16 protein-coding genes are annotated in these 13,944 nt (G+C 68.2%); 6 read left to right on the plus strand and 10 right to left on the minus strand.

Annotated features, from left to right (window positions below):
• Window positions 1-18: 18 nt before the first annotated feature.
• Window positions 19-1,212, minus strand: coding sequence for a formate-dependent phosphoribosylglycinamide formyltransferase (purT, locus tag H8F24_RS05490; RefSeq protein ID WP_197157806.1), 1,194 nt, complete (start codon window positions 1,210-1,212; stop codon window positions 19-21).
• Window positions 1,213-1,340: 128 nt separating this feature from the next.
• Between purT and H8F24_RS05495 the strand changes: the two genes are divergently transcribed.
• A complete protein-coding gene (locus H8F24_RS05495) occupies window positions 1,341-1,508 on the plus strand; it encodes a cytochrome B6 (protein WP_197171310.1) in 168 nt (55 codons plus the stop codon).
• A 16-nt stretch (window positions 1,509-1,524) separates the two neighbouring features.
• Here the strand turns inward: H8F24_RS05495 and H8F24_RS05500 are convergent, their stop codons facing one another.
• The 3 genes from H8F24_RS05500 to H8F24_RS05510 all read right to left on the minus strand — a co-directional run bounded on the left by H8F24_RS05500 (window position 1,525) and on the right by H8F24_RS05510 (window position 3,287).
• Window positions 1,525-1,773, minus strand: coding sequence for a hypothetical protein (locus tag H8F24_RS05500; protein ID WP_197157802.1), 249 nt, complete (start codon window positions 1,771-1,773; stop codon window positions 1,525-1,527).
• A 44-nt stretch (window positions 1,774-1,817) separates the two neighbouring features.
• On the minus strand, window positions 1,818-2,921 hold the full coding sequence (gene mraY, locus H8F24_RS05505; RefSeq protein ID WP_197157801.1) for a phospho-N-acetylmuramoyl-pentapeptide-transferase: 1,104 nt from the start codon (window positions 2,919-2,921) through the stop codon (window positions 1,818-1,820).
• 81 nt (window positions 2,922-3,002) lie between these two features.
• On the minus strand, window positions 3,003-3,287 hold the full coding sequence (locus H8F24_RS05510) for a DUF3134 family protein (protein WP_197157799.1): 285 nt from the start codon (window positions 3,285-3,287) through the stop codon (window positions 3,003-3,005).
• A 214-nt stretch (window positions 3,288-3,501) separates the two neighbouring features.
• Between H8F24_RS05510 and H8F24_RS05515 the strand changes: the two genes are divergently transcribed.
• Together H8F24_RS05515 and H8F24_RS05520 are read left to right on the plus strand one after the other, a co-directional pair.
• Window positions 3,502-3,813, plus strand: coding sequence for a hypothetical protein (locus H8F24_RS05515; RefSeq protein WP_231598123.1), 312 nt, complete (start codon window positions 3,502-3,504; stop codon window positions 3,811-3,813).
• Between the two features lie 18 nt (window positions 3,814-3,831).
• Window positions 3,832-5,043 (plus strand): argininosuccinate synthase, encoded by a 1,212-nt coding sequence (locus tag H8F24_RS05520; protein ID WP_197171313.1) that lies wholly within the window; start codon window positions 3,832-3,834, stop codon window positions 5,041-5,043.
• Here H8F24_RS05520 and H8F24_RS05525 read toward each other — a convergent pair.
• The 4 genes from H8F24_RS05525 to H8F24_RS05540 all read right to left on the minus strand — a co-directional run bounded on the left by H8F24_RS05525 (window position 4,982) and on the right by H8F24_RS05540 (window position 7,742).
• Complete coding sequence (locus H8F24_RS05525; RefSeq protein WP_197171315.1) at window positions 4,982-5,668, minus strand: hypothetical protein; 687 nt, start codon at window positions 5,666-5,668, stop codon at window positions 4,982-4,984. The two genes, H8F24_RS05520 and H8F24_RS05525, sit on opposite strands and share 62 nt — an antisense overlap.
• A gap of 144 nt (window positions 5,669-5,812) precedes the next feature.
• The gene (rpsF, locus tag H8F24_RS05530) at window positions 5,813-6,172 is read right to left on the minus strand and encodes a 30S ribosomal protein S6 (RefSeq protein WP_197157793.1); all 360 of its coding nucleotides are present in this window, start codon (window positions 6,170-6,172) and stop codon (window positions 5,813-5,815) included.
• Window positions 6,173-6,285: 113 nt separating this feature from the next.
• Window positions 6,286-6,753: a Tic20 family protein gene (locus tag H8F24_RS05535; protein WP_197171317.1), complete on the minus strand. Its 468-nt coding sequence runs from the start codon at window positions 6,751-6,753 to the stop codon at window positions 6,286-6,288.
• A 35-nt stretch (window positions 6,754-6,788) separates the two neighbouring features.
• A complete protein-coding gene (locus H8F24_RS05540; protein ID WP_197171319.1) occupies window positions 6,789-7,742 on the minus strand; it encodes a shikimate dehydrogenase in 954 nt (317 codons plus the stop codon).
• A gap of 146 nt (window positions 7,743-7,888) precedes the next feature.
• Here H8F24_RS05540 and dnaK point away from each other — a divergent pair, with 146 nt between their 5' ends.
• The gene (gene dnaK / locus H8F24_RS05545) at window positions 7,889-9,802 is read left to right on the plus strand and encodes a molecular chaperone DnaK (RefSeq protein WP_197157772.1); all 1,914 of its coding nucleotides are present in this window, start codon (window positions 7,889-7,891) and stop codon (window positions 9,800-9,802) included.
• Window positions 9,803-9,886: 84 nt separating this feature from the next.
• Here dnaK and H8F24_RS05550 read toward each other — a convergent pair whose 3' ends face one another.
• A complete protein-coding gene (locus tag H8F24_RS05550; RefSeq protein ID WP_197171321.1) occupies window positions 9,887-11,068 on the minus strand; it encodes an FAD-binding oxidoreductase in 1,182 nt (393 codons plus the stop codon).
• Window positions 11,069-11,073: 5 nt separating this feature from the next.
• On the minus strand, window positions 11,074-11,580 hold the full coding sequence (psbQ, locus tag H8F24_RS05555; protein ID WP_197157768.1) for a photosystem II protein PsbQ: 507 nt from the start codon (window positions 11,578-11,580) through the stop codon (window positions 11,074-11,076).
• Between the two features lie 109 nt (window positions 11,581-11,689).
• Between psbQ and purU the strand changes: the two genes are divergently transcribed.
• Together purU and H8F24_RS05565 are read left to right on the plus strand one after the other, a co-directional pair.
• The gene (purU, locus tag H8F24_RS05560; protein WP_197171323.1) at window positions 11,690-12,577 is read left to right on the plus strand and encodes a formyltetrahydrofolate deformylase; all 888 of its coding nucleotides are present in this window, start codon (window positions 11,690-11,692) and stop codon (window positions 12,575-12,577) included.
• A 29-nt stretch (window positions 12,578-12,606) separates the two neighbouring features.
• A complete protein-coding gene (locus tag H8F24_RS05565; RefSeq protein WP_231598233.1) occupies window positions 12,607-13,932 on the plus strand; it encodes an O-antigen ligase in 1,326 nt (441 codons plus the stop codon).
• The last annotated feature ends 12 nt before the right edge of the window (window positions 13,933-13,944 follow it).

Consider the following 13,944-nt stretch of genomic DNA (forward strand, 5'->3'; position numbering starts at 1 on the left):
CCGGAATCCGTCCCCAGATCAGATGGCGCCCACCCGCACGCAGGCTGCTGCGGCATCGGCGCGCCGCCGTGCTTCGGTCAGATCTGCGCCCCGAGCCAGAGCCACGCCCATGCGTCGCTGCGGGTGGGCCTCGGGCTTGCCGAACAGCAGAACCTCGGTGTCCGGCTCGGCCAGAGCTGCGGCGACGCCGTCGTAGCGCACCGTGCTGGCCTTGCCCGGCGCCAGGATCACCCGGCTGGCGGCGGGGCCGAGCGAGCGGATCTCCGGGATTGGCAGGCCCAGAACCGCCCGCAGATGCAGGGCGAATTCGCTCAGGTTCTGGCCCACCAGGGTCACCAGCCCGGTGTCATGGGGGCGTGGTGAGAGTTCCGAGAACACCACCTCCTCACGACCGGGTTCGCCACAGAGGAAGAATTCCACGCCAAACAGGCCAGCACCACCCAGGTTGTCGGTCACGGCCCTGGCCATGGCCTGGGCGGCCGCCAGCTGCTCGCGTCCCAGTGCCGCCGGCTGCCAGCTGCACTGGTAGTCGCCCCGCTCCTGAAGATGGCCGATCGGCGGGCAGAACAGGGTTGGACCCTGCCACTGCTTCACCGTGAGCAGGGTGATCTCCAGATCAAACCGCAGGAACTCCTCCACGATCACCCGGGTTCCCGCCCCGCGCGCCCCTGCCAGGGCGGCCTCCCAGGCGGCGCCGATGCCCTCGGGACCCTGCACCACGCTCTGCCCCTTGCCGGAGGAACTCATCACCGGTTTGACCACCACCGGCCAGCCCAGGGGAGCCGCGGCCGCCGCCAGCTCCTCGGCGCTGGCGGCGTAGGCGAAACGGGCTGTGCGCAGGCCCAGTTCAGCGGCGGCCAGGTCGCGGATCCGGTCCCGGTTCATGGTCACGGCCGTGGCCCGCGCCGTGGGGATCACGGTGATGCCCTCGGCCTCGAGGGCGGCCAGGGCATCCACAGCCAGCGCCTCGATCTCCGGAATCACCAGATCGGGTTGGTGGCGCCGCACGACGGCCGTCAAGGCCGCGGCGTCGCCCATGGCCACCACCTCCGCCTGATCCGCCACCTGCATGGCCGGTGCGTTCGGGTAGCGATCCACCGCGATCACCCGGCAGCCCAGGCGCTGGGCTGCGATCGCCACTTCCTTGCCCAGCTCACCGCTGCCCAGCAGCATCAGGGTGCGGGGGAAGGGGGCACTGCTGGGATCGGGCATCGAGGGGGATCCTTGGGAGCTGGGTTGGTGGACCTTGATCCTCGCCTCCGCCGGTCCAGCCTGTCGCAGGAGCCTGGGGTGGCGCTGCTAGAGAGGGGCTCGCCTTCGCTTCCGGCGGACTCTCCCCCATGCGCGCCGATCTCCCCCTGGCCTTCAGCACCGCCGGCGATGCGGCCGGTGGATTGCTGTTCGGCTGGGACATCGTCACCTTGCAGCAGGGGGCGCTGGCCTACCTCGGCCTGTCGTCGCTGGCCTTTGTGGTGGTCTGGGTGGTGGGCTACCTGCGCCGCGGCTGAGGCCTTCTGCAGCGCTTCAGCTCTCCAGGCCGGACATGAGCGTGAGCTGCCGCTCCGGCTTCTCCTCACTGATGAAGCCATAGGACTCGAACACGGCCGGATCGGGATGGGTGATCCGCTGGCCTGTGCTGTCGCGTTCCAGCCGGAAGCCCTCGGTTGCCATGCGGCGCATCAGGGCCGCCGCTTCTTCGAAACGGGCTGCCATCGCCTCCAGGCTGGCGCAATCGCCGGTGAGCCCTTGTTCCTTCCAGGTGAAATAGGCCATGACGGGTGCGGTTGAGGGTGACGGTGGGCTCAGGGATGGAGGGCTCAGGGCAGGAGCACCAGGCCCATCAGCACAAGTAGCAAGCTTGCGCCCCAGAAGCTGAACACCACCCGTTGTTCGCTGATGCCGCCCAGCTCGAAGTGGTGATGCAGCGGTGCCATGCGAAACAGGCGGCGGCCCTGGCCATCGGCACCTTTGGTGGCCTTGAACACCCAGACCTGCAGGATCACCGACAGAGATTCCGCCAGGAACACACCTCCCATCAGCAGCAGCGGCCAGAGACTGTTGCTCAGCAGGGCCACGGCCGTGAGCGCGGCGCCCATGGCCAGGGAGCCCGTGTCCCCCATGAACAGGCGGGCCGGATGGCGATTGTGGGCCAGGAAGCCGAGCCAGCAGCCTGCCATCGCCACGCAGAAGGCCGCCAGGGCCGGATCCCCTTCGTGACCTCGCAGCATCAGTTGCAGGCCCATACCGGTGAACACCACCGCGCCGCAGCCCGCCGCCAGCCCATCGAGACCATCGGTGAGGTTGGTGGCGTTGCTCTCCGCCAGGAACACGAACAGGCCCAGGGGCCAGATCAGCAGCCCCAGGGGCAGAATCCAGCCGAAGGGCAGGGCGATGTCGCCGCCGTCGGCGCCGCCGAGCCACTGGCCCTGGGCGGCCCAGAGCAGGAACAGCAGGGCCGCGCCGGCCTGCAGCATCAGTTTGCCGCGGGGGCTGAGGCCGGTGTTGGTCAGTTTGGTGAGGCTGCGCCAGTCGTCGACGGCGCCGATCGCCATGTAGGCCAGGGTGATGGCGGCTATCGCCAGCAGCCTGGGGTCCTCAGGGCTCACCAGGCCTCCCACCAGGACCCCCACCGGCACCACCAGCAGGCCCCCCATGGTCGGGGTGCCGGCCTTGCTGAGATGACCCTGCGGCCCTTCCTCGCGGATCACCTGGCCGAGCTTGAGCCGGCGCAATCGAGGCACGCCCCAGGCGGTGGTCAGAGCGCTGATCGCCAGGGCCACCACCAGGGGCAGACTGAGCATCGAGTTGGCCACCAGGGCGTCGCTGAGCAGGCAGGCGCCCAGCAGCACCAGGCTGAGCACGGCTGCTGCCGTTCTGGCGGTGCGCGGCCTGGAGCGATCGGCAGGACTGGCGGCTGTCACGGACACGGCGGGAGAGGGCGCTCAGTTTCCCGCAGCGCTGGTTCCCGCAGCACTGGCTGCTTGCCGGAGCGGCCCGGGGCTTCAGTCCTCCCAGGCCTCGTCGTTCTGGTCGTCGGCCGCGTTGTAGTCCTCCTTCTCGCCCATCAGGGCGGAGAGTTCCTCCTCCTCCACCGTGCTCACTTCCGTGCTGGCGGTTTCCTCGTCGGCCACGAGCCTGCCGGTGGTCTCCAGCCAGCTGAGCAGATCGGGCTCGTCCCGCAAGGGCAGCACCGGAGCCGGGTCCACGCGGCGGTAGCGGGTCAGCGAGGGGTTGATGCTGTCCAGCGATCCCGTCAGGGTGCCGGAGGTGGAGGCGAGATCACTCATGCCGTCGCGCGGACTCTTCAATGGCCAATCAGACACCTTAGCTGCCAGCTGATCGATCGTCCCGATCAACCCCTTGGATCAACCCCCCGGCTTTGCAGCCCAGCCGTTCGGCCGGACTGGTTTCGGGTCCACAGGCTCCGCGGAGCCCGGGTTCTGCTCCAGTGGCGTCGTTGAAGCAGTTTTTCGGTGGAGCGGCTCTTCTTCAGTCGTTCCTGTGCAGCTGTTCTGGCGCAGAAGCGGCATCCTGGATCTGGCCGTTCTCCCGGCGTTCGCCCCCCTCGTTGCCCCCATGGCCCTCAGCAGCAAGCTCGCCTCGGTGCTGCGCCTCTGGACCCTGGCCCTGGCCCTCAGCGCCCTGCTGGTCGCGGCCGGCCAGCACTGGAGCGCCGCGCTGGTGCCGCGTGCCTGGCTGATCGGCGTGCTGTTGTTCAGCCCGTCCCTGGGGCTGGCGCTGTGGATCGCCGCGCAGTGGCGTCTCCCCCCGCACGGGGCCCCGGTCGGTGAGGGGGGAGAATCGGGCGACTAAGTCCATGGAGACGGGTTGATGGGTCGGGCCAAGAAGGCGGTGCTGGCGTATTCCGGCGGCGTCGACACCAGCGTCTGCATCCCCTACCTGATGAACGAGTGGGGCGTGGAGGAGGTGATCACCTTCGCCGCGGATCTCGGCCAGGGCGATGAACTGGAGCCCATTCGCCAGAAGGCCCTCAATTCCGGAGCCAGCCAGTCGATCGTGGGCGACCTGATCGAGCCCTTCATCACCGAGTTCGCCTTCCCGGCGATCCGGGCCAATGCCCTGTACGAGGGTCGCTATCCCCTCTCCACCGCCCTGGCCCGCCCCCTGATCGCCCGTCGCCTGGTGGAGATCGCTCGGGAGGTGGGAGCGGATGCCGTGGCCCATGGCTGCACCGGCAAGGGCAACGACCAGGTGCGCTTCGATGTGGCCATCGGTGCCCTGGCTCCTGATCTGAAGGTGCTCACCCCGGCCCGGGAGTGGGGCATGAGCCGCGAAGAGACCATCGCCTATGGCGAGCGTTGCGGCATCCCCTCACCCGTGAGCAAGGGATCTCCCTATTCGATCGATCTCAACCTGCTCGGCCGCTCGATCGAGGCCGGTCCGCTGGAGGATCCGATGGTGGAGCCTCCCGAGGAGATCTACGCCATGACCTGCTCGGTGGCGGTGGCTCCAGACGAACCGCAACTGGTGGAGATTGCCTTTGAGCAGGGCAATCCCGTGGCCATCGATGGCGTCCGCCTCGATCCGGTCAGCCTGATCCGCCAGGCCAATGCCCTCGCTGGTCGCCACGGTTTCGGCCGACTGGACATGATCGAGAATCGGGTGGTGGGTATCAAGAGCCGTGAGATCTACGAGACCCCCGGCCTGCTGCTGCTGATCCGGGCCCACCAGGAACTCGAGAGCCTCACCCTGGCCGCCGATGTGCTGCGCACCAAGCGTCAGCTCGAAATGCAGTGGGCCGATCTGGTGTATCAGGGCCTCTGGTTCGGCCCGCTCAAAGATGCCCTCGACGGCTTCTTCGATCGCACCCAGTCCAGCGTCAATGGGTTGGTGCGGCTGCGGTTGCACAAAGGCAACGCCACGGTGGTGGGCCGCAGCAGCAGCAGCGACAGCCTCTACGTGCCGGATATGGCCACCTACGGCTCCGAAGACCAGTTCGACCACAGAGCCGCAGAGGGCTTCATTTACGTCTGGGGTCTTCCGACCCGTTTGTGGGCAGGCCGCCATCGCTCCGGCGGCTGACCGTCTTGCGGTTCCGCCGGCTCAGACTGAAGGCGTGGCGGACCGCCTGGGGGATGCGGGGCCGTTGCGGCAGCTGGGGCAGTAGCGGTGCGGGCTCTGCTGTCTCAGCGGCACTCGTTGTCCCCGGCCCTTTCCCGGCATCCGATGAGGAAGACGCTGTGGGTCGGCCAGAGCCCACCCGCGCCTGAAATGGTGTCCACTGCAGGGATGGCCGTGGGGCCACCTCTGCGGGATTGGCTGCTGTCGGTCCAGGGAGAGGCGTGGGAGGGGTTGAGGGTGTTGCGTTGGCGGGATCGCCAGTCACCACGGACTCAGCTGGCTGCAGCAGACGCATCTGGGAGCGCAGTCCTTCGTTTTCGCTGAGGAGCCGCTGCTGGTGGGCGAGCAGGGGCTGGAGCCGTTGTTGAAATTTTCGCTCGAAGATCTCAGGCAGTTCCTGCAGAAGCTCCTGCATCGCCTCGAGCTCCGCGCGGGTGCTGGCCAGTTCCCGCTCCAGCATCTGCTGTTGCCAGGCCTGCTGCTGCATCTGCTGCGGGCTGACCGTCTGCTGCCAGGTCGAGAGAGGCCCACCAGCCTGTGGCGGATCGGGCGGCAGATGCGGAGGGTGGGAACGATCCGGCTCCATGGCGCGACCTTACTGGCCTCCTGGGACCATTACAAGACATGGCGAACGGTGGAGCTGTGGCCCTGTCGCCGCCAGCCCATGGAAAAGCCCCGGCCAGAGCCGGGGCCGAAGTTCATCGCGGAGCCGTCGGGAGACAGGCAGGCTTCAGGCGCCGGCGGGTTGTTCCTGAGGCTCGCCAGCGGCACCGGTCGTGCTCCGGGGCGCGGGCATGGGACCATCCTGCTTGACGGTGAGATAGCGGATCACATCTTCCGAGAGGCGCATCGCACGCTCCAGGGGGGCGACCTGCTGTCCGTCACCGTTGTGATTGAGCTGGACGTAGATGCCTTCGCGGTTCTTGGCGATCGAATAGGCCAGACGGCGCTTGCCGCGCATCTGGCAGTCGAGCACCTCGCCACCAGCCTCGGTCACGAGGTCGCGGTATTTGGTCACATGGGTTTCCACCTCCTCTTCCGGAATGTCCGGACGGAGGATGTACATGGTTTCGTAATAAGGCTGCGTCATGGTCGCCTGTCGGGAATCGCCGCGTCGGGCATGGGCTGAAGGGACTTTGGCAGGACCTTCAGCGACGGATTGACCATTCTATCAGCGCACCCTTTCTGGTCCTGGGCGCCGACTCAGTGGAGCTGCATCCGCACCGCCTCGGAGAGGCTGGGGATGTCGGCTTCCTTGCCCCGCAGGCACTGGATCACGGCGAACAGCACCAGAACCAGCGTGCCAAGGAAGATGGTGTTGCTGAGGGTGCGCAGGGCGAAGCCGCCGCCGAGAGGTGCCAGCAACACGTTGAAAGCCAGCGAAATCAGGATCAGCACGATGTCGATCAGGATCGCCTGCAACGCGTTGAAGCGGATCAGGTAAGGCACCTGTGGATTGCGGACCACCGCCAGGAACAGCACCAGAAACAGGAGAAAGCCGCCGAAGGGGATCTGGTTCTGCAACAGCGCCAGAGGAAGCGCCGGCAGGGTGAGCCATTGCAAGGCTGGGAACAGGCCAAACAGAGCGCGTCCGAAGGGAACGGCATCGGCCCAGGGCAGCGCATAGAGCAGGGCAGCCAGAAGCCGTTGCCAGATCGGTGGGCCTTGCATGGCGGGGCGGGTCCGGAGGAGGGCTGATGCCCAAGCTACGGGCAGCGTCCGGCCAGGTGGGTCAGGGCGGCCTCGCGCATGGCCTCCACAGGCACTGTTTCGTGGCCACTCCAGAGCCGCAGCGCGGCGGCTCCCTGCTGTACCAACATCTCCAGTCCGTCCAGGGTCCGGCAGCCCCGTGCTGACGCCTGACGCAGCAATGGAGTCGGCCGCGGTGTGTAGATCAGGTCGTAGACGGTGGACCCGGGCCGCAGGACCTCCAGCTCGGCGGCGCTGAGGGGGGAGAGCTCCGGGGCGCCTGCCGCCGCCGAGGCCATGCCGATCGGCGTGGTGTTCACCACCAGGTCGGCGGCCCCCAGGGCCTCCAGGGCCGAGGCGCCATCAACGTCACCGCCGCCATCGATCCCGGCGCCGCTGGCCCACGCCATCGGCTGCAGTGCTGGCGCCCAGTCCCGGCAGGTGGCCACGAAGCTGGCCAGGGCCTCGGGGCGGCGGGCCAGCAGGTCGATCCGCTCCAGCCCCAGGTCCACAAGGCCCGCCACCACAGCCCGGGCGCTGCCGCCGCAGCCCAGCACCACGGCGCGGCGTTTTCGCCAGGCGTCTGCGCTGTCCTGGCGCAGGGGAGCCAGGAACCCCTCCACATCAGTGTTGGTGCCCAGCCAGCCCCCCTCAGGCCGACGCACCAGGGTGTTCACGGCCCCCACCCGCCGGGCCAGGTCGCTGAGCTCGCTGGCCAGGCCGGCCACGGCCTGCTTGTGGGGCAGGGTCACGTTGAGGCCGCGGCAGTCCACCGCTTCGAGGCCCCGCACCACCTCGCCCAGGTGCTCGGTCGGTGTCGGCAGGGCCAGGTAGACCCAGTCGAGGCCCAGCGCGTTCAGGGCGGCGTTGTGCATCACCGGCGAGAGCGAGTGACGCACCGGATCGCCCAGCACCCCCACCAGGGCGGTGCTGCCGCTGATCGGCTGATCGGAGCGGGAAACGGAGGCCATGGCGACTGCGCCGGAGGCCCAGACCGTAGGGATTTACAGGGCCCTGTACGGCAGCGGTTCGGGAACCACACCTCGCCTTGGCCAGGCCCCGCTGATGAAGATGCATTCAGTCAGAAATTGATTCTCCACTCAGGAGGTGGGAACCCATGGGAAAGGTTGTTGGCATTGACCTCGGCACGACGAACAGCTGTGTCGCCGTGATGGAGGGCGGCAAGCCCACGGTGATCGCCAACGCTGAAGGGTTCCGCACGACACCCTCGGTGGTGGCTTACACCAAGAACCAGGATCAGCTGGTCGGTCAGATCGCCAAACGTCAGGCGGTCATGAATCCGGAGAACACCTTCTATTCCGTGAAGCGTTTCATCGGCCGCCGCGTCGATGAAGTCAACGAAGAATCGAAGGAGGTGAGCTATGGCGTCGAGAAGGCCGGCTCCAACGTCAAGGTGAAGTGCCCGGTGCTGAACAAGCAGTTCGCACCTGAGGAAGTGAGTGCCCAGGTGCTGCGCAAGCTGGCGGAAGACGCTGGCAAGTATCTCGGTGAAACGGTCACCCAGGCGGTGATCACCGTGCCCGCCTATTTCAACGACTCGCAGCGACAGGCCACCAAGGACGCCGGCAAGATCGCCGGCCTTGAGGTGCTGCGCATCATCAACGAGCCCACGGCCGCGGCTCTGGCCTATGGCCTCGACAAGAAGAGCAACGAGCGCATCCTCGTGTTCGACCTGGGCGGCGGCACCTTCGACGTGTCGGTGCTGGAGGTGGGTGACGGTGTGTTCGAGGTGCTCTCCACCTCCGGTGATACCCACCTGGGTGGCGACGACTTCGACAAGGTGATCGTCGACTACCTCGCCGACAGCTTCAAGTCGAACGAGGGCATCGACCTGCGTCAGGACAAGCAGGCCCTGCAGCGCCTCACCGAGGCCGCCGAGAAGGCCAAGATCGAGCTCTCCAGCGCCACCCAGAGTGAGATCAACCTGCCGTTCATCACGGCTACCCCTGAAGGTCCCAAGCACCTCGATCTCACCCTCACCCGCGCCAAGTTCGAGGAGCTGGCCAGCAAGCTGATCGACCGCTGCCGCGTGCCGGTGGAGCAGGCCCTCAAGGACGCCAAGCTCTCCTCCTCAGAGCTCGACGAAGTGGTGATGGTGGGCGGCTCCACCCGTATCCCCGCCGTTCTCGAGCTGGTCAAGCGGGTCACAGGCAAGGATCCCAACCAGACCGTCAACCCCGATGAGGTGGTGGCCGTGGGTGCCGCCATCCAGGGCGGTGTGCTCGCCGGTGAGGTGAAGGACATCCTGCTGCTGGACGTCACGCCGCTCTCGCTGGGTGTGGAGACCCTCGGTGGCGTGATGACCAAGATGATCACCCGCAATACCACCATCCCCACCAAGAAGTCGGAGACCTACTCCACCGCCGTGGATGGGCAGACCAACGTGGAGATCCACGTGCTGCAGGGGGAGCGCGAGATGGCCAGCGACAACAAGTCGCTCGGCACCTTCCGCCTCGATGGCATCCCCCCCGCTCCCCGCGGCGTGCCCCAGATCGAAGTCACCTTCGACATCGACGCCAACGGCATCCTCAGCGTCACCGCCAAGGACAAGGGCAGCGGCAAAGAGCAGAGCATCTCGATCACCGGCGCCTCCACCCTCAGTGATAACGAGGTGGAGAAGATGGTCAAGGACGCCGAAGCGAACGCCTCCGCCGACAAGGAGAAGCGCGAGCGCATCGACCTCAAGAACCAGGCCGAAACCCTGGTTTACCAGTCCGAGAAGCAACTCGGTGAGCTGGGCGACAAGGTGAGTGCCGACGACAAGGCCAAGGTGGAGGGATTCTCCAAGACGCTCAAGGAAGCGATCGACAAGGAGGATTACGACACCATGAAGAGCACCCTCGAGCAGCTCCAGCAGGCCCTCTACGCCGCCGGTGCCTCTGTGTACCAGCAGGCGGGCGCTGAAGCAGGCGCCGAGGCCCCCGGTGGCAACGGGGCGTCCGGTTCCAACGGAGCCTCCGCCGCCAGCAGCGACGATGTGATCGACGCCGAGTTCACCGAGAGCAAGTGAGCCTGCGGGCGGCCCTGCCGCTCCGATTCCGATCCGCTCCCTCATCCAGCCCCCCTACTTGGGGGGCTTTTTGCTGGCAGGTGCTCAGGTCCCAGCCGCCGGAAGTGTTGCTGGCTCCAGTTGCTGGGCCACCCACTCGGCGCTGGCCGGCGCCAGCAGCACGCCGTTGCGGTAGTGGCCGCTCACCAGCAGCAGGCCGTCTGCCAGGGCTTCCAGCAGGGGTGCCGGCTTGCCCTGGGGACGGCAACGGCACCCCTGCCAGCTGTGCAGAAGCCGTGCCTGTTGCAGCCACGGGGGTGCCTCCCCTTTCAGGCTGCGCAACCGCTCCAGGGCCAGCGGATCGGCCCGCTCTCCCGGCTCCAGGGTGGCACCCAGCCAGAAGCGCAGACCACCGGCCAGATCGGGTCGGGGCACCAGGTTGAGGCCGCGCCACACCACCGCTCCCGGCCAGCTCCACAGGGCTTCATCGTTCGCGTCTGGGCCTCGTTCCAGCTCCAGGGCCTGGCCCAGCACCGGCTCGAGCGGCGGGATGGCAGCAGCCCCCGCGAGCTCTGGCACCTGGCGCAGCAGCCCCGCCGATCCCAGGCCGGCGGCGATCACCACCCAGTCGGCCCGGTGGTGGTCGCCGCCGGCGAGCACGGCGCTCCAGCCCCCGTTCACCGGTCGCTCCAGGCGCAGCACCCGCTCGGCCAGTCCTTGCACTCCTTGCCGCAGACCATCCCCCAGCAGGGCCTCCAGGGCGGCGATCGGATCGATCTGGCCATCGCGGGGGGAGTACAGCCCGCCCAGGGCGGCGGCGGGCACCAACGGATCCAGCCGCTCCAGCTGCGGCCGCTCCCACCACTCCAGCGGCACCCCTCGCTTTTGCCGCTCCAGCACCAGCCGCTGCTGGCGCTCCTGGGTCTCGGCATCACCGGCCAGCACCAGCAGGCCCGGACGGCGTGGCACAGGCCAGCCAGCCTCCGCCAGCTGCCGGCACCACAGGTCCCAGAGGATGCGGCTGCGCTGCCGCAGGCGCCAGCCCCGGCCACTGCTGCGCTGTGCGACATCGGCCATAAGCAGCCCCAGGGCCGCGCGGCTGCCACTGCGAACCGCTGGGTCAGGCTTGCCGACCTCACTCCCCTTGGGCCCAGCCAGGGCGGGATCGATCAGAACGACGGCATGGCCCTGCTGCTGCAGCCACCAGGCGGTGGACGCACCAACAAGGCCCGCCCCGATGACGATCACGTCAGCGCGGCGGGCCCCGCAGGTGCTGGCCTGGTGCAAGCGGGTCAGGCCTGCTCGGCGGCGTCGAGAGCTGGGGCAGGAATCACTTCGGCATAGGAGCCGAAGCCGCTGGCCACCTGGATGTACGACTTGCGCAGCCGCTCGCCGTCCTGGAGGCGGGCGGCCTCATCGAGCTGGGCCAGGGCGCTCTTGAGCTGGTCGGCGCGCTTGCCGGCTTCGGCCCGGTCGGCGGGCAGCAGGCGCTGGTTGATGTAGAGCATCTCGCGGCCCACTTCCTGCATGGGTCCGTGGATCAGGTTGCGGGTGAAGACCCAGTCGCGCTGGTTGACCAGATTGGCCAGCTCAGGCAAGCGATCCTTGGCGGCGAGGAAGCCCTCGGCCTGACGGGTGATCAGGGCCATGTCCGCCGGGCTGATGCTGGGGGCCTTGCGGCTCTGGCCGCCATCGCAGGCCGCCAGCGACACCGAAAGCACCAGGGCCACGCCGATCATCACGAGGCGGCGCAGCAGATCGAAGACACCCGTTCTGGAGGCAGTGCTGGCAGCAACCATGGGAATTCGCCGACCGGGCGTTCAATGCGGCGTGATTTTACCCGTGGCCCCTGTCGGCGGAGATCGGCGTTCCGCTCGGCACAATTGCGGTTCCGCCCTTCGCGCCGGCATGAGCTCCCCCACGGCCATCCTCCAGGTCATCTGTCCGGACCGTCCGGCCCTGGTGAGCGAGCTCTCCGGCTGGGTGGCCGCCAACGGCGGCAACATCCGCCACGCCGATCACCACACCGATGCCGGTGCCGGCCTGTTCCTCAGCCGGATCGAGTGGGCGCTGGACGGTTTCGGGCTGCCGCGGCAAGCGATCACGCCCGCGGTGCTGGCCCTGGCCGAGCGGCTGGGGGGGGAAGGACAGGTGCACTTCTCCGATGAAACGCCCCGGGTGGCGATCTTCGTGAGCAAGCAGGACCATGCCCTGGTGGATCTGCTCTGGCGCACCCGGGCCGGCGAGCTGCCGATGCTGGTGCCGCTGGTGGTGTCGAACCATCCGGATCTGCGGCAGGTGGCCGAAGGCTTCGGGGTTCAGTTCGTCCATCTGCCGATGACGGCGGAGACCAAGGCCGAGGTGGAGCTTCAGCAACTGGCGCTGCTGGAGCAGCACGGCATTGAGCTGGTGGTGCTGGCCAAGTACATGCAGGTGCTCAGCCCGGCCTGGCTCGAGGGGTTCATGGGCGGGGGACGCTCCGGGTCAACGGTCCAGCGGCAGGTGATCAACATCCACCACTCCTTTCTGCCGGCCTTCAAGGGGGCGCAGCCCTATCACCGTGCCTGGGAGCGGGGTGTCAAGCTGATCGGCGCCACCGCCCACTACGTCACCGAGGATCTCGACGGCGGCCCGATCATTGAGCAGGCCACCGTGCACGTCAGCCACCGCGACGATGTGGACGATCTGATCCGCAAGGGGCGCGACACCGAGCGGCTCGCCCTAGCGCGGGCGCTGCGCCTGCATCTGCGCCGTCAGGTGATGGTCTATCGCGGCCGCACGGCCGTGTTCGATTGATGGCAACTGATCTGAGGCCGTTGGCCGCGATTCGCCTGGCCGCGCTCGATGCGCACCTGCTCGGTCATCGACCTGCTGACGCGTCCCCCCTGGGCTGGCGATGTTTTCAGCTGGGTCTGTTTCTGTTGGCCAGCAGTGCCTTCCTGGGGGGATTGCTGCTGTTCGTGGCCCTGATCCAGGGGAGCCGCGGTCGCTCCTCGCCCTGGCAGGACGGGAGCAATCGGGTGCTGCTGCTGATCGCCCTGCTGATGGTGGCCGGCTGCTTCGGGGCCCGCAGCGGCGGCCTGGCCTGGGTGGGACTGGGCAACTGGTTGCCGTTCTTCTGGGCGTTCTGGGGCTATCAGCCCTATCTGGCCACGCCGGCGGCCCGGCGGCGGGTGGCCCTGTGGCTGGTGGCCGGCACCGTGCCCGTGGTGATCACCGGCCTGGGCCAGCTCTGGTTTGGCTGGAGCGGCCCGTTTCAGGTGTTGGGGGGTCTGATCATCTGGCACCTCAAGGCAGGCGGCAGCCCGGAGGACCGTCTGGCCGGCCTGTTCGACTACGCCAACATCGCCGGCTCCTGGCTGGCCCTGGCCTGGCCTCTGCAACTGGCGGCGCTGCTCGAGACCTGGCAGCGCTGGCGCCAGGGGGTGCGGGATCCCGCTGGTGGCGGCGTGCCATCCCGGTCAGCCGGGATCCTGCTGGCCCTGGCCCTGCTGATGGCGTCAGGCGTGGTGGCGGCCGTGTACCTCACCGATTCCCGCAACGCCTGGGGTGCCCTGGTGCTGGCGGTGCCGCTGGTGGTGGGGCCAGCCAGCTGGCTGTGGCTGCTGCCCCTGCTGACCCTGCTGGTGGTGCTGGTGGCGCTGGCCAGCGTGCAGGGGGTGCCGGAGCTGGTGCAGGAGCCCCTGCGCCAGCTGGTGCCTGAAGCGATCTGGGGCCGGCTCAGCGACCTGGAGCACAGCGGCGATCGGGTGCAGGCCTCCACCCGGCTGGCCCAGTGGGGTGTGGCCCTGGAGTTGATCGGCGAACGCCCCTGGCTCGGCTGGGGCGCGGCGGCCTTCAGCCTGATCTATCCGCTGCGCACGGGCCAGTGGCATGGCCATCCCCACAATCTGCCGATCGACCTGGCCGTGAGCCACGGTCTGCCGGTGGCGGTGCTGCTGGTGGGCTTCGTGCTCTGGCTGTTGCTGCGTGCCGCCTGGTTCGGCATGGCCGCGTCCAGCCTGTTCGAGCGGGCCTGGTGGACGGCGACCCTGGTGCTGGTGGCCCTGCATGCCACGGATATGCCCTTCTATGACAGCCGCATCAATGTGGCCGGCTGGGTGCTGCTGGCCGGGCTGTCCCAGGTGGGCCGCCCGCCGGCGTCCCACTGAGACCTGGTCGGA

Origin of the sequence: Synechococcus sp. CBW1002, from assembly GCF_015840915.1 — a bacterium.
Lineage (GTDB): Bacteria > Cyanobacteriota > Cyanobacteriia > PCC-6307 > Cyanobiaceae > CBW1002.